Origin of the sequence: Streptomyces sp. NPDC020490, assembly GCF_044335305.1 — a bacterium.
In the GTDB taxonomy this organism is placed as follows: Bacteria; Actinomycetota; Actinomycetes; order Streptomycetales; family Streptomycetaceae; genus Streptomyces.
Map to the genome: position 1 here is coordinate 26,925 of NZ_JBIRUY010000041.1, position 21,221 is coordinate 48,145.

A 21,221-nucleotide genomic window follows, 5' to 3' on the forward strand; every position below is an offset into this window, starting at 1 on the left:
TACGGCCGGGCCTGTCCGACGATCCCCGTCGTCAGACAGGCACTAGCGTCGCGGTATGACGGTGACTTGGGAAGAGCTCGGGTGGGAGCGGCTGGCGGCCGGGGTCGGGCGGTGCCGGCTTCCGGGCTGGGACTGCACGGCCGGGCTGGTCGTCGGGGCCGGCACGGCGCTGGTGGTCGACGCGGGGTCGAGCCTGCCGGAGGGGGCGCGGCTGCGGGCGCAGGCGCAGCGGCTGGCCGGTCACCGTGTGACCCATCTCGCTCTCACCCACCCCCACTTCGACCATGTCTTCGGGGCGGCGGCGTTCGCGGGCGCGGAGGTGTTCGGGGCGGTCGGCGCCGACGCGGTGTTCACCGGGCGGCGCGGACGCGAGGAGCTGCGCGCGGACGCGGTGCGGTGCGGGCTGGACGCGCGGCTGGCCGAGGAGGCGGTGGACGCGCTCGCCGCGCCCCGCCATCACGTCAGCGGCGAGTGGACGCTCGACCTGGGCGGCGGCCGGCAGGTGCTGCTGGCGAACGTGGGCCCGGCGCACACCGCCCACGACCTGGTCGTGCTGGTCCCGGGCACGCCGGAGGTCGTGTTCTGCGGGGACCTGGTCGAGGAGTCGGGCGAGCCGCAGGCGGGTCCGGACGCCGTGCCGTCGCACTGGCCGGCCGCGCTGGACCGGCTGCTCGACCTCGGCGGCGAGGACGCGCTGTACGTGCCCGGTCACGGGGCGGTGGTCGACGCGGCGTTCGTCCGGGCGCAGCGGGACGCGCTGGCGGACCGTTTCGGCGTGTCGCGGTGATCGGCGGGACGGTTCTCCTATCGTCGTTCGAATGCGCCAGTACTCTCCGGACCTGACCCCTCCGTGGAAGAAGACCGGGCCCGCGCCGGAGGTCCCGGCGGAACCGGGCCTGGTGGTCGAGGAGCCCGCGAGCGGCTTCTGCGGGGCGGTGATCCGCTGCGAGGCGGGCACGGTGACCCTGGAGGACCGCTTCGGCAAGCACCGGGTGTTCCCGATGGAGCCGCGCGGGTTCCTGCTGGAGGGCCGCCCGGTGACCCTCGTCAAGCCGTCTTCCGGCCCGCTGCGGCCCACCCGTACGGCGTCCGGTTCGGTCGCCGTGCCCGGCGCACGCGCGCGCGTGGCCCGCGCCGGGCGCATCTACGTCGAGGGACGGCACGACGCGGAGCTGGTGGAGAAGGTGTGGGGCGACGACCTGCGCGTCGAGGGCGTGGTGGTGGAGTACCTGGAGGGCGTGGACGACCTGCCGTCGATCGTGGCCGGGTTCGCGCCGGGCCCGGACGCGCGGCTGGGCGTCCTGGTCGACCACCTGGTCCCCGGGTCGAAGGAGTGGCGGATCGCACAGCAGGTGACCAGCGAGCACGCGCTGGTCGTCGGCCATCCGTACATCGACGTCTGGGAGGCGGTGAAGCCGTCCTCCCTGGGCATCGCGGGCTGGCCGCGCGTGCCGCACGGGCAGGACTGGAAGACGGGCGTGTGCCGGGCGCTGGGCTGGCCGTCGGACAACACGGGCGCCGTGTGGCAGGCGATCCTGGCGCGGGTGACGTCCTACAAGGACCTGGAGCCGGAGCTGCTGGGGCGGGTGGAGGAGCTGATCGACTTCGTCACGGCAGCGGCCACGGATGGGGCCTGACGTCGGGCAGCGTGCCGAACCCACTCGTGTCGAGTTCGATACCCAGAGCGCTGATGCTCAGCGGATCGCCGAACTTCGTCTTCTCCTGCCCCTTGTAGTCTGCCTTCTCGCCCTCGCCGACGGGTTTCGTGAGCAGGACGCACTGCGCCATGACCGGATCGACGATGAGGTGGACGGGCACACCGCCGGCCGCGTAGATCGACCGCTTCGTCCTGAAGTCCCTGTCGACACTGGTCTTCGAGACGACCTCCACGACCATGCTGATGAGCTGGGCCGGCAGCAGTCGCCCCGAGGCGGGCAGCACTTCGGGCTCCACGACCACCAGGTCCGGGACGGGCTCGCTGGCCTCGTCGACGATGTCGACGTGCTGGGTCTGGATGGCATACCACCGGTCGCCCGGGATCTGCCTGCCGATCAACATCACGATGATGTTGTGCACCAGATCAGGGCTGGCCATCATCACGATTTCCCCCCGGAGAAGCTCGGCTCTCACGCCCTCGGGAGGCTCAAGCTCCTCGAAGTACCTGGTCATCCCGCGCTCGTCCACAGCGGTCATCCCCGTGGCCCTCCACATCCGCCGCGTCCTGTCAGCGGCAGCCTACGAACCAGGTCAGGGACCGGACCGGCGTTCCGCAGTGATTCACTCCGCCGGCTGATCAGTCCACCAGGTCCCGGACCACCGCGTCCGCCAGCAGTCGTCCCCGCAGGGTGAGGGCCGCCCGTCCCTCGTCGTACGGCCCGCTCTCCAGCAGGCCGTCCGCCAGTGCGCGCCGGGAGGCCGCCAGGCCGTCCTGCTTCAGCAGGGACAGCGGGACTCCCTCGCGCAGCCGCAGCTCCAGCAGGATCCGCTCCACGCGCCGGTCCTCGTCGGACAGCAGCTCGCGGCCGGCCCCCGGCGAGCGCCCGGCCGCCAGGGCCGCCGCGTAGGCGCCGGGGTGCTTGGCGTTCCACCAGCGCACCCCGCCGACGTGCGAGTGGGCCCCCGGTCCCGCGCCCCACCAGTCGGCGCCACGCCAGTACAGCTCGTTGTGCAGGCAGCGGGCCTGCTCGGAGGTGGCCCAGTTGGAGACCTCGTACCAGCCGAAGCCGGCCGCCGACAGGGTCTCCTCCGCGATCAGGTAGCGGTCGGCGTGCACGTCGTCGTCGGTCATCGGGACCTCGCCGCGACGGATGCGGTGGGCGAGCCGCGTGCCCTCCTCGACGATCAGGGCGTACGCCGAGACGTGGTCGGGACCCGCGCCGATCGCCGCGTCGAGCGAGGCCCGCCAGTCGTCGTCCGACTCGCCCGGGGTGCCGTAGATCAGGTCGAGGTTGACGTGCGCGAAGCCGGCCGCGCGGGCCTCGGCGACGCAGGCCTCCGGGCGGCCGGGGGTGTGGGTGCGGTCGAGGACCCGCAGGACGTGCTGCCGGGCGCTCTGCATGCCGAAGGAGACCCGGTTGAAGCCGCCCTCCCGCAGTGCGGCCAGGTACTCCGGGCCGACGGACTCCGGGTTCGCCTCCGTGGTGACCTCCGCGTCCGCCGCGAGGCCGAACTCGTCGCGGATCGCGCCCAGCATCCGTACCAGGTCGGCGGCGGCCAGCAGCGTCGGGGTGCCGCCGCCGACGAAGACCGTGCGGACCTCCCGGGGGTCGTCGCCGAGCACCTTGCGGGCCAGCCGGATCTCGTCGATCAGCGTGTCCGCGTAGTTGTCGCGGGAGGCGAGGACGCCGCCGGTGCCGCGCAGCTCGGTCGCGGTGTAGGTGTTGAAGTCGCAGTAGCCGCAGCGGGTCGCGCAGTACGGGACGTGCAGGTAGAACCCGAGGGGGCGGTCGGCGGCCCCGGCGAGCGCGGGCGCGGGCAGGGCGCCGTCGGCGGGGACGGGCTCGCCGTCGGGGAGTGCGGAAGGCATGTGCTCCATTGTCCCGTACCCGCGCGGGGGCCGGTCCGGTGCGCGGGCCGTGGGCCGGTTGCCGCGGGCCGTGGGCCGACGCCGTGGGTCGTGGGCCGACGCCGTGGGTCGTGGGCCGTGGGCCGGTTGCCGCGGACCGTGGGCCGCTTGCCGCGGACCGTGGGCCGCGGGTCGTGGGCCGACGCTGTGGGCCGGTTGCCGCGGGCCGTGGGCCGACGCCGTGGGCCGCGGGTCGTGGGCCGGTTGCCGCGGGCATCCGCTGTTCGCCTGTTGTGCCGCTCGGTTCCGCTACTCCGCCTGGAGCACCAGCAGCGCCAGGTCGTCCTCCGGGGCGCCGCCGCCGAACTCGTGCACCAGCCGCCGGATGCGCTCGGCGATGAGGTGGGCGCTCAGCCCGGCGCACCCGGCGAGCGCCGTCGCGAGCCCGTCGGCGTCGTCGAACTGGCGCGAGCCGCAGCGCCGCTCCGTCACGCCGTCGGTGACGCACAGCAGGCTGTCGCCGGGCCGCAGTTCGAACGTCTCGCTGGTGTACGTCTCGTCCTCGACGACGCCGATGAGCGTCTGCGGCCGGGCGACGGTGCGGACGGCGCCGTCGGGCCCGAGCAGCAGCGGCAGCGGGTGCCCGGCGGAGGCGAGGGTGCAGCGGACGCCGCCTTCGAAGGGGATCAGCTCGCCGTACAGGACGGAGAGGAAGCGGGTCTGCGGGCCGTCGCCGGGGCCGGGCGGCCGCACCAGGGCCCGGGCGGCGGCGTCGGCGGCCTCCATCGTGTCGTCGAGGAGCAGCCGGTTGAGCCGGTCCAGCACGTCGGCGACGCGGTAGCCCTCACGGGCGAGCAGCCGCAGCCAGGGCCGGACGAGACCGATGACGACGGCGGCCTCGGGGCCCTTGCCCTGCACGTCGCCGACCGCGAAGCACCATCGGCCGTCGCCGGCCGGGAAGAGGTCGTAGAAGTCGCCGCTGGGCCCGCCCTTGTCGCAGGGCTCGTAGACGAGGGCGCTGCGCACGCCGGGGATCTCGGCGACGGCGGTGGGCAGCAGGCCGCGCTGCAGCACGCGGCTGATGGTGGCCTGGCGGGCGTACTGGCGGGCGGCGCCGACGGCCAGCGCCACCCGGCGGCTGAAGTCCTCGACGAGTCCGGTGATCTCATCGGGGAAGCTGAGCAGTCCGGCGCGTCCGATCACGAGGGTGCCCAGCGGCCGGCCGCCCGCGATCAGGGGGTGGGCGAGTGCCGTGCCGGCCGCCTCGCCCGGCCCGAGCGCCTCGCCGGGCCAGGCGTAGGGCGCGGGCCCCGACTTCCCGGGGGCCTCCCGGCGGCGGGGCGGGGTCTTCTCCAGGACCCGGCGCAGTTCCTCGATGCGGTTCTCGCTGCTGTGCCAGACACGGGCGAGCCGCGGCCCGGCGCCGGGGGTCCCGTCGGCCGCCCGGCCCGCGCGGCCGGTGAGCTCGTCCTCCAGCCAGACCGCGCACCAGTCGGCGAGCCGCGGCACGATCAGCTGGCCGGCGAGCGCGGCGACCAGGTTCTCGTCGAGCTGCCCGGCGAGCAGGTCGGATGCCTCCGCGAGGAACGACAGGGCGCCGCGGCCCAGCCAGTCCCGGTCGCGCTCGGCGCGCCGGACGTCCACCGCCCGGAGCGCCGCCGGCAGCGGGGGCGCGGCCGGCAGCGGGGGCGGGGACGCGGCCGGGAGCTGCACCTGGAACCGCGCCGGGAGCGGGATCCGGAGCGGGATGGGGAACAGGGGCGGCTCGGGGGCGAGGAAACCGGCGACGGCGAGATCGTGCTGCGGGGCGGGCCGGTCGGCCGGCTCGCCGGTCCGGCCCTCAGCGGCGCTGCCGTCGGCGGGCAGCCGCGCCCACACCGTCTTGGTGCCCCTGCGGAAGGTGACGCCCCAGGATTCGGCGAGGGTGGCGACCAGGTGCAGGCCGCGGCCGTACTCCGTCTCGTGCGCCGGTTCGGTGACCGGGTCGCGCGGGGCGCGGGAGGGGTGGCGGTCGGAGACCTCCACGACGACGGCGCCGGCCGCCTCCTCCGCCCGGCAGACCACCTCGACCTCGGTGCCCGCGTGCACGACGGCGTTGGTGACGAGTTCGCTGACGACGACGAGGACGTCCTCGACGAGGCGCTCGGTGAGGTGTCCGGTGCCGGGCCGCCCGGCCCGGGCCGCTTCGGTGAGCGCGGCGCGCACGAGGTCGCGGGCGGAGCGCGGCGCGTCGGGGCCGGGGGGCAGGGTCGCGCCCGCAGCGACGTCCTCCGCGGGCCGGCGCCCGCCGCGGCGCGCCGACGCGTCGGGGACACCGCAGACATCGGGGACACCGGAAGCGGTCTCCCGTCGCCTCGGAACGACCTCCATGTCCAGCTCCCCGAGCGATCAGCACGCATACGCCTCAGTCGACACGGACAGAGTGACAGAACGAATGCGTCCGTAAGCAGCGGGTTACCGAAGTAGGTCGGCATGAGTACGGAAACTGCTCCGCATGTGCTCGAAGCGGAGCGCAATCCCGAGCGGGTCCGAGCATCCGGGCCGCGCCTTCTGACCGCCCCGATCAGGTGATCGACGTGTCACGGCGGGGCGGGCGGACCGTCTGAACGCTCCGCCCGCCCCGCCGTGCGCCGGTCTCACGCCTCGCGCGTGCCGGCGTACATCTCGTCGATGAGGTGCTTGTACTCCCGCTCGACGACCGGCCGCTTCAGCTTCAGGCTCGGCGTGATCTCGCCGTGCTCGACGTCGAGGTCGCGCGGCAGCAGGCGGAACTTCTTGATCGTCTGCCAGCGCTGCAGCCCTTCGTTGAGCTGCGTGACGTAGCCCTGGACCATCTCGACGGTGACCGGCGCGGCCACCACCTCGGCGTACGGCTTGCCCTCCAGCCCGTTGCCCTTCGCCCACTCCAGGATGGACGGCTCGTCCAGGGCGATGAGCGCCGTGCAGAAGTTCCGGTCGGCGCCGTGCACGAGGATGTTGGACACGTACGGACACACGGCCTTGAACTGGCCCTCGACCTCGGCGGGCGCGATGTACTTGCCGCCGGACGTCTTGATGAGGTCCTTCTTGCGGTCGGTGATGCGCAGGTAGCCGTCGGGCGACAGCTCGCCGATGTCGCCGGTGTGGAACCAGCCGTCCGGCTCCAGCACCTCGGCGGTCTTCTCGGGCAGCCCGTGGTAGCCCTGCATGATGCCGGGGCCGCGCAGCAGGATCTCGCCGTCGTCCGCGATGCGCACCTGCGTGCCGGGCAGCGGCTTGCCGACCGTGCCGGTGCGGTAGGCCTCGCCGGGGTTGACGAAGGAGGCGGCGGAGGACTCCGTCAGGCCGTAGCCCTCCAGGATGTGGATACCGGCGCCGGAGAAGAAGTAGCCGATGTCCGGGGCGAGGGCGGCGGAGCCGGAGACGCAGGCGCGCAGCCTGCCACCGAAGGCCTCGCGGATCTTGGCGTAGACGAGGGCGTCGGCGACCTTGTGCTTGGCGCCGAGCCCGAAGGGGACGGCGGCGGTGCCGGTGCGCCGGAAGTTGTCCTGGGCGGTCCTGGCGTACTCGCGGGCGACCTCGGCGGCCCACTGGAAGATCTTGTACTTGGCGGCGCCGCCCGCGCGGGCCTTGGCGGCGACCCCGTTGTAGACCTTCTCGAAGATGCGCGGCACGGCGGCCATGTACGTCGGCTGCACGACCGGCAGATTCTCGATGATCTTGTCGACGCGGCCGTCGACGGCCGTGACGTGGCCGGCCTCGATCTGGCCGGAGGTCAGCACCTTGCCGAAGACGTGCGCGAGCGGCAGCCACAGGTACTGCACGTCCTCGGCGCTGATCAGCCCGGTCGCGGAGATCGCCTTGGCCATGTACGACCAGTTGTCGTGCGGGAGGCGGACGCCCTTGGGCCGGCCGGTGGTACCGGAGGTGTAGATGAGGGTGGCGAGCTGATCCTTGGTGATCTTGCCGACGCGCTCCCGGATCAGGTTCGGGTTCTTCTCCAGGTACGCCGCTCCGCGGCTCTCCAGCTCGGCGAGGGTGAGCACCCGGTCGCCGGTCTCGACGCCGTCCGCGTCGATCACCACGACGTGGGTCAGCTCGGGCAGCTCGGCACGCTTCTGCTCCGCCTTGGCCAGCTGCTCGGCGTTCTCCGCGATCAGCACCCGGCTCTCGGAGTCGGAGAGGATGAACGCCGACTCCTCGGCGTTGGTCTGCGGGTAGACGGTCGTCGTGGCCGCCCCGGCGCACATGATGCCGAGGTCGGCGAGGATCCACTCCAGGCGGGTGGAGGAGGCGAGCGCGACGCGCTGCTCGGGCTGCACGCCGAGTTCGATCAGCCCGGCCGCGATGGCGTACACCCGCTCGGCGGACTGCGCCCAGGTCAGCGACTTCCAGTCGTCGGGACCCGTGCCCGATGCGGACGGAACGGGGTAGCGGTAGGCCTCGGCGTCCGGAGTGGCCGCCACACGCTCCAGGAAGAGGGCCGCCACGGACGGCGGACGGTTCTCGATCAGTGTCTGTGTGTCGCTCACGACATCCTCCGGGACCCGCGACGGTGCGGCTGGCTCAGTACAGGCCGGCTCAGTGGGGCCGGCTCAGTAGGGCTGACTCAGTACGGCTGGTTCTTACCCGCGACGCGTTGTTTAACTCACGAGTAACTATTGAGCAGGGATCAGAGTACGGCCCGACCGCCCGGTTCGTAAGGGGCGGCGGACTGTCACTTCGTACGGAGAACGACGCCACGCACGCGCGGGGGCCCGCCGCGCTTTCGTGCGGCGGGCCCCTGTTGCGCCCGGTTTGCCGTGTCGGCGGCGACGGGCGGCGGTTACTTCTTGCCCTTGGCCGGCCCCGCGCTGTCATCGCTGCTCAGCACGGCGATGAAGGCCTCCTGCGGAACTTCCACCGAACCCACCATCTTCATCCGCTTCTTGCCCTCCTTCTGCTTCTCCAGCAGCTTGCGCTTGCGGGAGATGTCGCCGCCGTAGCACTTGGCGAGGACGTCCTTGCGGATGGCGCGGATGGTCTCGCGGGCGATGACCCGCGAGCCGATGGCGGCCTGCACCGGCACCTCGAAGTTCTGCCGCGGGATGAGCTCCTTGAGCTTGGCGACGAGCCGGACGCCGTAGGCGTACGCCTGGTCCTTGTGGGTGATCGCGGAGAAGGCGTCCACCTTGTCGCCGTGCAGCAGGATGTCGACCTTGACGAGCGAGCTGGACTGCTCGCCGGTGGGCTCGTAGTCCAGCGAGGCGTAACCGCGCGTCTTGGACTTCAGCTGGTCGAAGAAGTCGAAGACGATCTCGGCGAGCGGGAGGGTGTAGCGGATCTCGACGCGGTCCTCGGAGAGGTAGTCCATGCCGAGCAGGGTGCCGCGCCGGGTCTGGCACAGCTCCATGATCGCGCCGATGAACTCGGTCGGCGCGAGGATCGTGGCCCGCACGACCGGCTCGAACACCTCGTCGATCTTGCCCTCGGGGAACTCGCTCGGGTTGGTGACGACCGTCTCGGTGCCGTCCTCCATGATCACGCGGTAGACCACGTTGGGCGCGGTGGCGATCAGGTCGAGACCGAACTCGCGCTCCAGGCGCTCCCGGATGACGTCGAGGTGCAGCAGACCCAGGAAGCCGACGCGGAAGCCGAAGCCGAGGGCGGCGGAGGTCTCCGGCTCGTAGACCAGCGCGGCGTCGTTGAGCTGGAGCTTGTCCAGCGCCTCGCGCAGCTCGGGGTAGTCGGAGCCGTCCAGCGGATACAGGCCGGAGAAGACCATCGGCTTGGGGTCCTTGTAGCCGCCGAGCGCCTCGGTGGCCCCCTTGTGCTGGCTGGTGACGGTGTCGCCGACCTTGGACTGGCGGACGTCCTTCACACCGGTGATCAGGTAGCCCACCTCGCCGACGCCGAGGCCGTCGGCGGGCAGCATCTCCGGCGAGTTGGTGCCGATCTCCAGCAGCTCGTGGGTGGCGCCCGTCGACATCATCCGGATGCGCTCGCGCTTGTTGAGCTGTCCGTCGATGACACGGACGTACGTCACGACGCCGCGGTAGGAGTCGTACACGGAGTCGAAGATCATGGCGCGGGCGGGGGCGTCCGCGACGCCGACCGGGGCCGGGATCTCGGCGACCACCTTGTCGAGCAGCGCCTCGACGCCCAGACCGGTCTTGGCGGAGACCTTCAGCACGTCACCGGGCTCGCAGCCGACGAGGTTGGCGAGCTCCTCGGCGAACTTCTCCGGCTGCGCGGCCGGCAGGTCGATCTTGTTGAGCACCGGGATGATCGTGAGGTCGTTCTCCATCGCCAGGTAGAGGTTGGCGAGGGTCTGCGCCTCGATGCCCTGGGCGGCGTCGACGAGGAGGACGGTCCCCTCGCAGGCGGCGAGCGACCGCGAGACCTCGTAGGTGAAGTCGACGTGCCCCGGGGTGTCGATCATGTTGAGGATGTGCGTGTTGCCCGGGTCGTCGGTGGGAGCCCAGGGCAGGCGCACGGCCTGGGACTTGATCGTGATGCCGCGCTCGCGCTCGATGTCCATGCGGTCGAGGTACTGGGCGCGCATCTGCCGCTGCTCGACGACGCCGGTCAGCTGGAGCATCCGGTCGGCGAGCGTGGACTTGCCGTGGTCGATGTGCGCGATGATGCAGAAATTGCGGATCAGAGCCGGGGCGGTACGGCTCGGCTCGGGCACATTGTTAGGGGTCGCGGGCACGCAGGGTCCTGTCTCTTGAGGCGCCTTATGCCTCGGGTCGGATCGATACGTAGCCTCCATGGTCCCACGCGCGCGGACCGACGACCGGTTTGGGCCACTCGGGCGGCCGCTGGTAGCCTGGGTCGCTGTGTCTCATGCCCTCTCAGCGCGAGGCACTCCCAAGAAATCACCTGGCACGGGACCCCTGCGGCCCCGTGCCTGAACCTGAAAAGGCTCATTCGTGGCGAACATCAAGTCCCAGATCAAGCGGATCAAGACCAACGAGAAGGCCCGGCTGCGCAACAAGGCCGTCAAGTCCTCCCTGAAGACCGCGATCCGCAAGGCCCGCGAGGCCGCTGCCGCGGGTGACGTCGAGAAGGCCACCGAGTACCAGCGCGCTGCCGCGCGTCAGCTCGACAAGGCCGTCTCGAAGGGCGTCATCCACAAGAACCAGGCCGCCAACAAGAAGTCGGCGCTGGCTGCCAAGGTCGCGTCCCTCAAGGGCTGACACCAACTCTTGATCTGACCGCCGGAGGGAATCGAGCGGGCCCTCTCTCATCCGCTCCCGTCCGGCATCCCGAGTCCGTACGCGGCCTGCGTTCGCCACGCGGGTACGGACTCACCGGCTTCACCGAAGGCCCCGCCTCCTCTCCCCTTCCCCAGGGGCAGGGAGGCGGGGCCTTCGTCCGTCCCGGAGGCTGCGGCTCGGCGGCTGCGGCTCGGCGGCTTCGGCTCGGCGGTGGGCCCGGGCTTCTACCGTCGGCTGCGCGCGGCGCGGGCGATGGTGACCACCGCCTTCTCCAGGGCGTAGCCGGGGTCGTCGCCGCCGCCCTTGACCCCGGCGTCGGCGTCGGCGACCGCGCGCAGGGCGACCGCGACCCCGTCCGGGGTCCAGCCCCGCATCTGCTGGCGCACCCGGTCGATCTTCCACGGCGGCATGCCCAGCTCCCGCGCCAGATCGGCGGGCCGTCCCCCGCGCGCGGAGGACAGCTTGCCGATCGCCCGCACGCCCTGCGCGAGGGCGCTGGTGATCATCACCGGCGCGACGCCCGTCGCCAGCGCCCAGCGCAGCGCCTCCAGGGCCTCGGCCGCCCGCCCTTCCACTGCGCGGTCGGCGACCGTGAAGCTCGACGCCTCGGCCCGCCCGGTGTAGTACCGCCCGACGACCGCCTCGTCGATGGTCCCCTCCACGTCGGCGACCAGTTGGGAGACCGCGGACGCCAGCTCGCGCAGGTCGCTTCCGATCGCGTCGACGAGCGCCTGGCACGCCTCGGGTGTGGCGGACCTGCCGGTCGCCCGGAACTCCCCCCGGACGAAGGCCAGCCGGTCGGCCGGCTTCGTCATCTTCGGGCACGCCACCTCCCGCGCGCCCGCCTTGCGGGCCGCGTCGAGCAGGCCCTTGCCCTTGGCACCGCCCGCGTGCAACAGCACGAGGGTGATCTCCTCGGCGGGCGCTCCGAGGTACCCCTTGACGTCCTTGACCGTGTCGGCGGACAGGTCCTGCGCATTGCGCACGACCACGACCTTGCGCTCCGCGAAGAGCGAGGGGCTGGTCAGCTCGGCGAGCGTGCCGGGCTGCAGCTGGTCCGAGGTGAGGTCCCGTACGTCCGTGTCGGCGTCGGCGGCCCGGGCAGCGGCCACCACCTCCTGCACGGCACGGTCGAGCAGCAGGTCCTCCTGGCCCACGGCAAGGGTCACCGGGGCGAGAGGGTCGTCGTTCGCAGTCTTCCTGGCCATCGCGACAAGCATGTCACGCGGCACCGACATCGAGGTCGGGGCACTGTGTCACTGCCCCATGGCCTGCGTCCGCCTCGCGGCCCGTGTTGGCCCGTGTCGGCCCCGGGACCCGGGTCCGCCTCGCGGCCCGCACCGCCCTGCAGCTCACGTCCACCCCGTGACCCGCACCACCCCCCGGCCCGTGTCGGCCCCAGGGCCCGCGTCCGCCTCGCGGCCCACGTCGTCACCGTGGTCCACGTCGTCACCGTGGTCCACGTCGTCGCCATGGTCCACGTCGTCGCCATGGTCCACGTCGTCGCCATGGTCCACGTCGTCGTCATGGTCCACGTCGTCGCCATGGCCCGTGTCCGCGCCGCGGCCCGGCGGCCTACGGCTCCTCGCGCCAGCCGTCCCACTCCCCGGCGAACGCGTCCAGCTCCGCCGCGTCCAGCCGCGACTCCGCGTCCCGCAGAACGACGAGCCACTGCGCGTCCTCGGCATCGTCCTCGCCGGCCAGGGCGTCCCGTACCAGTTCCGGCTCCTCGTCGGTCCCGAACCGCTCCCCCAACGCCCGGGCCGCCTCCTGCGCGGCGTCGCGGTCGGGCAGCACCAGCACATGTCTCACGTCGCTCACGAGCCCATTCTCCGCCACCCCGCCCGGCGCACGGCCGGGACGCGGCACAGGGGCGAGAGCGACATGCCGTCAGTCTTCCGCGACCCGCAGCCCCGTGCCGGTCCCGGCCACCGCGAGCGCCCCGTCCCGGTCCGTCCGTACCACCACCGCGCCCCCGGCCCGCAGCGCCGCCACCGTGCTGGGCGCCGGATGCCCGTACGGGTTGTCCGCGCCGCAGGAGATGAGCGCCAGCCGCGGCGCCACCCGGCGTATCAGCTCCGGGTCCTGGTACGCCGAACCGTGGTGCGCGACCTTCAGCACGTCCACCCCGTCCAGCAGCGCGCCCTCCGGCGACCTCGACAGCGCCTGCTGCGCCGGGGGTTCGAGGTCGCCGAGCAGCAGCAGACGCAGCCCCGCCGAACGGACCAGCAGCGTGACACTGGAGTCGTTCGGCCCGTCCGGGTCGGGCATGGGGCCGGCCGGGGGCCACAGCACCTGCCAGGACAGCGGTCCCGTGCGCCGCCGTTCCCCGGCGACGGCGCGGCTCAGCGGGATGCGCCCGGCATCCGCCTCCTTCCGCACGAACTCCACCTGATCGGCGGGCTGTTCCAAGCCGGTCGTCTCGATCCCGCCCACCGACCGGCCACGCAACACGCCCGGCAGCCCGGCGACGTGGTCCGCGTGAAAGTGGGTCAGCACCACCAGCGGGATCCTCGTGATGCCGAGCGTGCGCAGACAGCGGTCGACGAGCGTGGGGTCGGGCCCGGCGTCCACGACGACGCCGCTGCCCGCTCCCGCCGCGAGCACCATCGCGTCCCCCTGCCCCACGTCGCACATCACCAGCCGCCATCCCGGCGGCGGCCAGCCCGTGATCACCCTGGTCAGCGGCGGCGGTTGCACCACCACCAGGGCGAGCAGCAGCCCCAGGGCCCCGCACCACCACGGATGCCTCAGCAGCCGCCGGCCGAGGACCAGGACGCCCAGCGTGACCAGGCCGAGCAGCGCCGCACCGCCCCAGGTCCCCGGCCAGTCCACTCCCCCGCCGGGCAGCGCCGCCCCCGTACGGGCCACGCCCGCGATCCACCCGGCCGGCCAACTCGCACACCACGCCAGCACCTTGGCGACGGGCAACGCCACCGGTGCCACCGCCAGCGCGGCGAACCCCAGTACCGTGGCCGGCGCCACCGCGAGCTCCGCGATCAGGTTGCACGGCACCGCCACCAGGCTCACGCGCGCCGACAGCACGGCGACGACCGGTGCGCACAGGGCCTGCGCGGCGCCCGCCGCGGCCAGCGCCTCGGCCGCTCTCGGCGGGAGTCCGCGTCGCCGCAGTGCCTCGCTCCAGCGCGGCGCGAGGGTGAGCAGGGCGCCGGTGGCCAGCACGGAGAGCAGGAAGCCGTAACTGCGGGCCAGCCACGGGTCGTACAGCAGCAGCAGCAGAACGGCCGTCGCCAGCGCGGGGATCAGGGACCTGCGGCGGCCGGTCGCCAGCGCGAGCAGCGCGACCGCTCCGCAGGCCGCCGCCCGCAGCACGCTCGGGTCCGGCCGGCACACGACGACGAATCCGAGCGTGAGCGCCCCGCCGAGCAGCGCGGTCGTCCGCAGGGGGATGCCGAGGCGGGGCGCGAGCCCGCGCCGCTCCGCCAGCCGGGCCAGGCCGGGCGGCCCGACGAGCAGAGCGAGGATGATCGTGAGGTTGCTCCCGGACACGGCGAGCATGTGCGCCAGGTCGGTCTCCTTGAACGCCACGTCGAGTTCCGGGGTGATCCGCGAGGTGTCCCCGACGACCAGTCCCGGCAGCAGCGCCCGGGCGTCCGCCGGCAGCGCGTCGGTCGCCTCGCGCAACCCGGCGCGCAGCCGCCCGGCGAACCGCTGCGCCCGCGACGGCTCCCCCACCACGTCCGGCACGGTCTGCCCCCGTACCCGCAGCACGCCCGCTACTCTGCCGCCGCCCGCCAGCGGGGGCACCACCCGCGCCGTGACACGGACGCGGGTGGAGGGCAGCAGGCCCAGCCACGGCGACGCGTGAGCGGCGTCGGCGGCTCCCATGCTTCTGCTGCCCGTTCGGATGCCTCCCGTTCGGATGCCTCCCGTTCGGACGTCGACGACGAGCAGCACCGGTGTCCGCGTCGTCATCGCCGTCCCGTCCGCCTCGGTCACCCGCCGCAGGTCGGCCTCGATCAGCACGGCGGCCGGAGCGGCACGGTCCCCGGTGATCCGGGGCCGGGTGAGCCGGGGATCGGAGGCGACCTCCACCTCGGCGGTCACCGTGGCGTACTGCCGCGCCAGCGCGGGCACCGGCCCGCGCCGCGGATCGGCGCCGTGCGACCCGGCCGAGACGGCGGCCGCGGCGGCAGAGAGCAGAACGGCGGCGAGCGAGACGCGCGGCCAGGCACCACGCGAAGTCCGGGCACGTGCTCGGACGGCGTTCCGTGTCGGCAGCAGCAGACCGGCCGCCACGAGGCAGACGGCCACGACGCCGACGACCCACCCCCACCGGGCGTCCAGCAGCAGCGCGGCCGTGGCCCAGACCGTGACCGCGGGCGGTACGAGCCGCAGGTCCGCGGGCCCTTCCTGGCGCGGGTGGGCGTCCCCGAGCCGTCGCCCGGAACCGGCGTGAACGGCTCGACGGGACACCGGGCGCCGGCGGCCGCCCATCCCGGCGCCGGAAGCGCACCCGGGCGGGATGTCAGGGGCGGGGCTCATGGCCGTACGAGGTTGCGCAGATCGGCGAAGCGGCGGTCGCCGATGCCGTTGACCTCGCGCAGTTCGTCGACCGAGCGGAAGCCGCCGTGCTGGGTGCGGTAGTCGACGATGTGCCGGGCCAGCACCGGTCCCACGCCCGGCAGGGCGTCGAACTGGTCCGCCGTGGCCGTGTTGAGGGACACCGGCGCACCGGCCGCCCCCGTCCCCGCTGCCGCCCCCACCGGCCCGGCCGGACCGCCGCCCGGCACCGGCGCGGGGACCGGCCCGCCGGGCCCGCCGACGACGACCTGCTCGCCGTCCACCAGGAAGCGGGCCTGGTTGAGCCCTTCGGTCCTCGTGCCCGGGCGTACCCCGCCCGCCGCCCGCAGAGCGTCCACGACCCGCGCGCCGGCGGGCAATCGGTGGATTCCCGGGTCGCGCACCTTGCCGCTGACGTCCACCACGATCTCGGCGCCGGCCGGTCCCCGGGCACTCGGCGCCGCCCCCGCCGGGCCGCCGGACGCGCGTACGCCTCCGGTGGCCCGTTCCCCGGCGGCAGCCACCGCCCGCACCACCTCGGGCGCCCGCACGGACTGCGTACGGCCGGCCCAGAAGTGCTGGACGGCGAGCACGGCCGTGAGGACGAGCAACGCCGCGAGCGCGAACACGCTGCGCCGCTCCAGCCCGCACCGCGTCTGCACCCACAGCGGCATCCGCTCCCGCAGCGCCGCCCCGGCCCGCCCCCGCCAGTCCCCGCCCGCGTCCGCCTCCGCCGCCTCCGCCGCGTCCGCCGCGTTCTCCGTGTCCGCCTCCGCCTTCGTCTCCGCGGGCGCGACCGGTGTCGGCGGGCCCTCCCCAGGTGCCCCTGGTGGCGCATCCGCAGGCGCCTCACCGCTCCGGGCGTCCCCTCCCCACCCCCGCACGCCCGGCGGTCCGCTCCCCGACTCCCCTGCCGCGCCGGCGCGTTCGGGAAAGAGCGCCCCGGCACGTCGGCGGAGTTCGTCCGCCGAGGCGCGCCGGTGCCGGGCGGCGCCGGGGCCGGGTGCTCGGCGATGGCGGACCCGGCCGTCGGAGGCAGGGCTCCGCCCCGGGCCACTGGTCGCGGTCGCTGTGCGTGAACGTGATCGAAGTGCCATGCGTCGAGGATCGGGCACCTCCCCCACCGCGCGATGATCTTGCCCGGAATCCGTGGACTACCGCCCGGTTGTGGACAACTCGGCCACCCACGTGGGTGAAAGGGAGCGGCAGCGGCGTCGGCGGAGGCGGTGACGCGGCCCGATCACCGGGGCGAGACCACGGCCCCCAGCAGTCCGGGCCCCGTGTGCGCCCCGATCACCGCTCCGACCTCGCTCACATGCAGGTCGGCCAGGCCGGGCACCCGCGCCCGAAGGCGGTCCGCCAGGGCCTCCGCCCGGTCGTGGGCGGCGAGGTGGTGGACGGCGATGTCGACCTCGGCGCCGGCGGCGCGGTCGGTCACGATCTCCTCCAGGCGGGCGATCGCCCTCGACGCCGTCCGCACCTTCTCCAGCGGCTCGATACGGCCGTCCCGCAGCTGAAGCAGCGGTTTCACGGCGAGCGCGGAGCCGAGCAGGGCTCGGGCGGCGCCGATCCGTCCGCCGCGGCGCAGGTAGTCGAGGGTGTCGACGTAGAAGAAGGCGGACGTGCCCGAGGCCCGCTTCTCCGCGGCCGTGACCGCCTCGTCCACCGTGCCGCCACCCTCCGCGGTCCTCGCCGCGGCGAGCGCGCAGAAGCCCAGCGCCATCGCGATCATGCCGGTGTCCACCACCCGCACCGGGACCGGCGCCTCGCGCGCCGCGAGGACGGCCGCGTCGTAGGTGCCGGACAGTTCGGCGGACAGGTGGAGGGAGACGATACCGGTGGCCCCGGACTCGGCGACCTTGCGGTAGGTCTCGGCGAAGACCTGCGGGCTGGGCCTCGAGGTGGTGACGGGGCGTCGCTTCTGCAGCGCCAGGGCCAGGGAGCGGGTGGAGATCTCCGTACCCTCCTCCAGCGCCCGGTCGCCCAGGACCACCGTCAGGGGGACCGCTGTGATGCCGTGGCGCTCCATCGTCCGCGGCGGCAGGTAGGCCGTTGAATCGGTGACGATCGCGACATGGCGGGACATGAGCTGGAGGTTACCTGGCGTGCTGCCCGAGCGGCAGCTCGACCCTTTTCACCTGGGCGTACCTTGACCGGATCACGTCGTCGTCTCCGGGCGGGCCTTCTTCTGCCAGGGGTGGACGGGAGGCCGTACCGGAGGGGTGATGGCGGGCCGGGCCGACTCCTGGGCCTGGGCCGGGGCGGGCGGCTCGGCGGAGGTCTGCCGGGCCGACGGGCCGTCGGCGGCCGGGGTCCGGGGCCGGGAGGCGGGAGCGGAGGCGGGGGTCTGTTCCGGCTCGGTCCAGTGGCGCAGGGCGCCCGCCTCGACGTCGATCTGCGCGCTCAGCGCGTCCAGTTCGTCGTCGGCGAAGCGGCGGGCCCGGTCGCGGGCCGCCCAACGCAGGGAGTCCGCCGAGCCGATGACGCGTTCGGCGCGCTCGCGCAGGGCGGGAAGTCGCTCGACGAGCCGCTTGCGGTCCGGCTCGGACTCCAGGCGCCTCAGCTCGTCGTCCAGCTCGTGCCCGTACGCGCTGAGACGCTCGAAGAGGCCCAGGGCCTCCTTGAGTGACGCGTCCTCGGGCACGCCCGCCTGCAGCGCGTCCCGGGTGGCGCGCATCGACGCCCGCAGCTTCAGCCGGAGTTGGGCCAGCTCGCCGGCCGGACCGGGCTGAGCGAAGGATTTGGCCCGCAGCGCGTGGTCCTCGACCGTGCGCCGGGCCTGGGTGAGGGTGCGGTCCACGCCCCGCTTGGCGGCGCCGACCGCCTTCACCGTGGCGTAGGCGCCGAGCACCACGAGGAGCACGAAAAGCAGGGCGAAGACTGCGATCACTGCTTCCACTGCGCTCCTCCTCCGGCGTCACGGCGCGCACCGCGCCGCTCTTCCACGGTAAACGCTACGGGCAGGCCCGGAGTTCCAGAAGAACCCCGAACCTGCCCGTAGGGGACCACCCGGATGAGGCGTTCGGCCGATCACCAGCCGAAGATCACGCGAGGAAGACCACGCGGGAACGGTCACGCACGGACCATCACGCGGGAACGGTCACGCGGGAACGATGTTCACCAGCTTCGGCGCCCGCACGATGACCTTGCGGATCCCGGCGCCGCCCAGCGCCGCCACGACCTTGTCGTCGGCCAGCGCGACCTTCTCCAGCTCCTCCTCGGAGATGGCCGGCGAGACCTCCAGCCGCGCCTTGACCTTGCCCTTGATCTGCACCACGCAGGTCACGGTCTCGTCGACGACGTACGCCGGGTCGGCCACCGGGAAGTCCTGGTGGACGACGGAGTCGGTGTGGCCCAGGCGGCGCCACAGCTCCTCGGCGATGTGCGGGGCCAGCGGGGCGACCATCAGCACCAGCGGCTCGGCGACCGGGCGCGGCACCGCTCCGCCCGCCTTGGTCAGGTGGTTGTTCAGCTCCGTGACCTTGGCGATGGCGGTGTTGAAGCGCAGGCCCTCCAGGTCCTGGCGCACGCCGTCGATCGCCTTGTGCAGGGCGCGCAGGGTCTCCTCGTCGGCCTCGGCGTCGACGACCGTCGTCTCGCCGGTGGTCTCGTCGACGATGTTGCGCCACAGCCGCTGCAGCAGCCGGAACTGGCCGACCACCGCGCGCGTGTCCCACGGCCGGGAGACGTCCAGCGGGCCCATCGCCATCTCGTACAGGCGCAGCGTGTCGGCGCCGTACTCGGCGCAGATCTCGTCCGGGGTGACCGCGTTCTTCAGGGACTTGCCCATCTTGCCCAGCAGCCGGGAGACCTTCTCGCCCTGGTAGTAGTACGCGCCGTCGCGCTCCTCCACCTCGGCCGCCGGCACCGCGATGCCGCGGCTGTCGCGGTAGACGTAGGCCTGGATCATGCCCTGGTTGAACAGCTTGTGGAACGGCTCCGCGGAGGAGACGTGCCCCAGGTCGTACAGCACCTTGGACCAGAAGCGGGCGTACAGCAGGTGCAGCACGGCGTGCTCGGCGCCGCCGACGTACAGGTCGACGCCGCCGTGCGGCTGCCCCTCCCGCGGGCCCATCCAGTACCGCTCGATCTCGGGGTCGACCAGCTCGCGCTCGTTGTGCGGGTCCAGGTAGCGCAGCTCGTACCAGCAGGAGCCGGCCCAGTTGGGCATGGTGTTGGTCTCGCGGCGGTACTTGCGCGGGCCGCGCCCGTCGCCCAGGTCCAGGGTGACGTGGACCCATTCCTCGTTGCGCGACAGCGGGGTCTCGGGCTGGGTGTCGGCGTCGTCCGGGTCGAAGGTGCGCGGGCTGTAGTCCTCGACCTCGGGCAGCTCCAGCGGCAGCATCGACTCGGGCAGCGCGTGGGCGACGCCGTCCTCGTCGTAGACGATCGGGAAGGGCTCGCCCCAGTAGCGCTGGCGGCTGAACAGCCAGTCGCGCAGCCGGAAGTTGACGGTGCCCTCGCCGATGCCGCGGCGCTCCAGCCACTCGGTGACGCGGGCCTTGGCGTCGGCGACGCCCAGGCCGTCCAGGGAGATCTCGTCGTTGGACGAGTTGATGATCTTCGCGTCGTAGGAGGCGACGGCGTCCTGCCACGTCGAGGTGTCGGTGCCGCGGCCGTCGGTCGGCTCGACGATGCAGTGGACCGGCAGCTCGAAGGCGCGCGCGAACTCGAAGTCGCGCTGGTCGCCCGCGGGCACGGCCATGATCGCGCCGGTGCCGTAGCCCATCAGGACGTAGTCGGCGATGAAGACGGGGATCCGCTCGCCGTTGACCGGGTTGGTCGCGTACGCGCCGATGAAGACGCCGGTCTTGTCCTTGGCCTCGGCCTGCCGCTCCACGTCCGACTTGGACGCGGCCTGCGCGCGGTAGGCGGCGACGGCCTCGGCGGGCGTGGCGTGACCGCCCGTCCACACCTGGTGGGTGCCCTCCGGCCAGGCCTCCGGGGTGAACTTCTCCACCAGGGGGTGCTCGGGCGCCAGGACCATGTAGGTCGCGCCGAACAGGGTGTCGGGGCGGGTGGTGAAGACGGTGATCCGCTCGCCGTCCACGGGGAAGTCGACGCGGGCGCCCTCGGAGCGGCCGATCCAGTTGCGCTGCTGCAGCTTGATGGCCTCGGGCCAGTCCAGCTCCTCCAGGTCGTCCAGCAGCCGGTCGGCGTACGCGGTGATCCGCATGTTCCACTGGCGCAGCTTGGCCTTGAAGACTGGGAAGTTGCCGCGCTCGGAGCGGCCGTCGGCGGTGACCTCCTCGTTGGCCAGCACGGTGCCCAGGCCGGGGCACCAGTTGACCGGCGCGTCGGAGGCGTAGGCCAGCCGGAACTCGCCCAGGACGTCGGCGCGCTCGGCGGCGCTCAGTTCGTGCCACGCGCGGGTGTGGCCGGGCACGGTGCGCTCACCGGTCTCGAACTGGGCGATCAGCTCGGAGATCGGGCGGGCCTTGTCCGCCTCGTCGTCGTACCAGGAGTTGTAGATCTGCAGGAAGATCCACTGGGTCCACTTGTAGTAGTCCGGGTCGATCGTGGCGAACGACCGGCGCTTGTCGTGGCCCAGGCCCAGCCGGCGCAGCTGGGCCTTCATGTTCTCGATGTTGGCCTCGGTGGACACGCGCGGGTGCGTGCCGGTCTGCACGGCGTACTGCTCGGCGGGCAGGCCGAAGGCGTCGAAGCCCAGGGTGTGCAGGACGTTGTGGCCGGTCATCCGCTGGAAGCGGGCGAAGACGTCGGTGGCGATGTAGCCCAGCGGGTGGCCGACGTGCAGGCCGGCGCCGGACGGGTAGGGGAACATGTCCATGATGAACTTCTTGGGCCGGGCGACGACCTCGGGGTCGCCGGCCAGGTCGCCCTCGGGGTTCGGCGCCGCGTAGGTGCCCTCGGCGTCCCAGAAGTCCTGCCAGCGTGCCTCGATCTCCGCGGCCATGGCGGCCGTGTAGCGGTGTGGCGCGACCTCCGCTGACGTCGCAGCGGTGGCAGCGGGGTTCGTCTCGCTCATGATCCTCAAAGCTCCATCGATC

Annotated in this window: 16 protein-coding genes; 3 read left to right on the forward strand and 13 right to left on the reverse strand. The window is 73.2% G+C overall.

Going from position 1 to position 21,221, the window contains the following annotated elements:
- Positions 1–55 precede the first annotated feature (55 nt).
- Complete coding sequence (locus ACH4ZX_RS33205; RefSeq protein WP_398281021.1) at positions 56–787, forward strand: MBL fold metallo-hydrolase; 732 nt, start codon at positions 56–58, stop codon at positions 785–787.
- 31 nt (positions 788–818) lie between these two features.
- Positions 819–1,637, forward strand: a complete 819-nt coding sequence (locus ACH4ZX_RS33210; RefSeq protein ID WP_398281024.1) for a DUF3097 domain-containing protein — start codon at positions 819–821, stop codon at positions 1,635–1,637.
- On the opposite strand, the gene ACH4ZX_RS33215 is transcribed toward ACH4ZX_RS33210, so the two are convergent.
- From ACH4ZX_RS33215 to lepA, 5 genes are all read right to left on the reverse strand, one after another.
- Positions 1,609–2,193 carry a Uma2 family endonuclease gene (locus ACH4ZX_RS33215; protein ID WP_398281027.1) on the reverse strand — a complete coding sequence of 195 codons (585 nt, stop codon included), beginning with the start codon at positions 2,191–2,193 and terminating at the stop codon, positions 1,609–1,611. The genes ACH4ZX_RS33210 and ACH4ZX_RS33215 overlap by 29 nt on opposite strands.
- 100 nt (positions 2,194–2,293) lie before the next feature.
- Positions 2,294–3,526 carry a radical SAM family heme chaperone HemW gene (gene hemW, locus ACH4ZX_RS33220; RefSeq protein WP_398281030.1) on the reverse strand — a complete coding sequence of 411 codons (1,233 nt, stop codon included), beginning with the start codon at positions 3,524–3,526 and terminating at the stop codon, positions 2,294–2,296.
- A 288-nt stretch (positions 3,527–3,814) separates the two neighbouring features.
- Positions 3,815–5,875: a SpoIIE family protein phosphatase gene (locus ACH4ZX_RS33225; RefSeq protein ID WP_398281033.1), complete on the reverse strand. Its 2,061-nt coding sequence runs from the start codon at positions 5,873–5,875 to the stop codon at positions 3,815–3,817.
- A gap of 266 nt (positions 5,876–6,141) precedes the next feature.
- Entirely contained in the window at positions 6,142–8,016 is a 1,875-nt protein-coding gene (locus ACH4ZX_RS33230; RefSeq protein WP_398281036.1) for an AMP-dependent synthetase/ligase, read from the reverse strand.
- A 293-nt stretch (positions 8,017–8,309) separates the two neighbouring features.
- Entirely contained in the window at positions 8,310–10,178 is a 1,869-nt protein-coding gene (gene lepA / locus ACH4ZX_RS33235) for a translation elongation factor 4 (RefSeq protein WP_398281039.1), read from the reverse strand.
- A gap of 220 nt (positions 10,179–10,398) precedes the next feature.
- Here lepA and rpsT point away from each other — a divergent pair, with 220 nt between their 5' ends.
- Positions 10,399–10,665: a 30S ribosomal protein S20 gene (gene rpsT, locus ACH4ZX_RS33240; RefSeq protein WP_086168781.1), complete on the forward strand. Its 267-nt coding sequence runs from the start codon at positions 10,399–10,401 to the stop codon at positions 10,663–10,665.
- A gap of 245 nt (positions 10,666–10,910) precedes the next feature.
- On the opposite strand, the gene holA is transcribed toward rpsT, so the two are convergent.
- The 8 genes from holA to leuS all read right to left on the reverse strand — a co-directional run bounded on the left by holA (position 10,911) and on the right by leuS (position 21,199).
- On the reverse strand, positions 10,911–11,894 hold the full coding sequence (gene holA / locus ACH4ZX_RS33245; protein WP_360745946.1) for a DNA polymerase III subunit delta: 984 nt from the start codon (positions 11,892–11,894) through the stop codon (positions 10,911–10,913).
- Positions 11,895–12,038: 144 nt separating this feature from the next.
- Positions 12,039–12,221 carry a hypothetical protein gene (locus ACH4ZX_RS33250; protein ID WP_398281044.1) on the reverse strand — a complete coding sequence of 61 codons (183 nt, stop codon included), beginning with the start codon at positions 12,219–12,221 and terminating at the stop codon, positions 12,039–12,041.
- Between the two features lie 40 nt (positions 12,222–12,261).
- Positions 12,262–12,507 (reverse strand): hypothetical protein, encoded by a 246-nt coding sequence (locus tag ACH4ZX_RS33255; RefSeq protein ID WP_360745943.1) that lies wholly within the window; start codon positions 12,505–12,507, stop codon positions 12,262–12,264.
- Between the two features lie 69 nt (positions 12,508–12,576).
- A complete protein-coding gene (locus ACH4ZX_RS33260; RefSeq protein WP_398281137.1) occupies positions 12,577–15,144 on the reverse strand; it encodes a ComEC/Rec2 family competence protein in 2,568 nt (855 codons plus the stop codon).
- A 44-nt stretch (positions 15,145–15,188) separates the two neighbouring features.
- A complete protein-coding gene (locus ACH4ZX_RS33265; RefSeq protein ID WP_398281047.1) occupies positions 15,189–16,094 on the reverse strand; it encodes a helix-hairpin-helix domain-containing protein in 906 nt (301 codons plus the stop codon).
- Positions 16,095–16,450: 356 nt separating this feature from the next.
- Entirely contained in the window at positions 16,451–17,296 is an 846-nt protein-coding gene (locus ACH4ZX_RS33270) for a DegV family protein (RefSeq protein ID WP_398281050.1), read from the reverse strand.
- A gap of 72 nt (positions 17,297–17,368) precedes the next feature.
- Positions 17,369–18,109 carry a hypothetical protein gene (locus ACH4ZX_RS33275; RefSeq protein ID WP_398281053.1) on the reverse strand — a complete coding sequence of 247 codons (741 nt, stop codon included), beginning with the start codon at positions 18,107–18,109 and terminating at the stop codon, positions 17,369–17,371.
- 201 nt (positions 18,110–18,310) lie between these two features.
- Positions 18,311–21,199 carry a leucine--tRNA ligase gene (gene leuS / locus ACH4ZX_RS33280; protein ID WP_398281056.1) on the reverse strand — a complete coding sequence of 963 codons (2,889 nt, stop codon included), beginning with the start codon at positions 21,197–21,199 and terminating at the stop codon, positions 18,311–18,313.
- Positions 21,200–21,221: the final 22 nt, after the last annotated feature.

Bases quoted from the DNA above. Each gene is read 5' to 3' on its own strand.
- leuS (WP_398281056.1), bottom strand. From the start codon at position 21,199: ATGAGCGAGACGAACCCCGCTGCCACCGCTGCGACGTCAGCGGAGGTC.
- holA (WP_360745946.1), bottom strand. From the start codon at position 11,894: ATGGCCAGGAAGACTGCGAACGACGACCCTCTCGCCCCGGTGACCCTT.
- ACH4ZX_RS33215 (WP_398281027.1), bottom strand. From the start codon at position 2,193: ATGACCGCTGTGGACGAGCGCGGGATGACCAGGTACTTCGAGGAGCTT.
- hemW (WP_398281030.1), bottom strand. From the start codon at position 3,526: ATGCCTTCCGCACTCCCCGACGGCGAGCCCGTCCCCGCCGACGGCGCC.
- ACH4ZX_RS33210 (WP_398281024.1), top strand. From the start codon at position 819: ATGCGCCAGTACTCTCCGGACCTGACCCCTCCGTGGAAGAAGACCGGG.
- ACH4ZX_RS33205 (WP_398281021.1), top strand. From the start codon at position 56: ATGACGGTGACTTGGGAAGAGCTCGGGTGGGAGCGGCTGGCGGCCGGG.
- ACH4ZX_RS33225 (WP_398281033.1), bottom strand. From the start codon at position 5,875: ATGGAGGTCGTTCCGAGGCGACGGGAGACCGCTTCCGGTGTCCCCGAT.
- ACH4ZX_RS33260 (WP_398281137.1), bottom strand. From the start codon at position 15,144: ATGGGCGGCCGCCGGCGCCCGGTGTCCCGTCGAGCCGTTCACGCCGGT.
- ACH4ZX_RS33270 (WP_398281050.1), bottom strand. From the start codon at position 17,296: ATGTCCCGCCATGTCGCGATCGTCACCGATTCAACGGCCTACCTGCCG.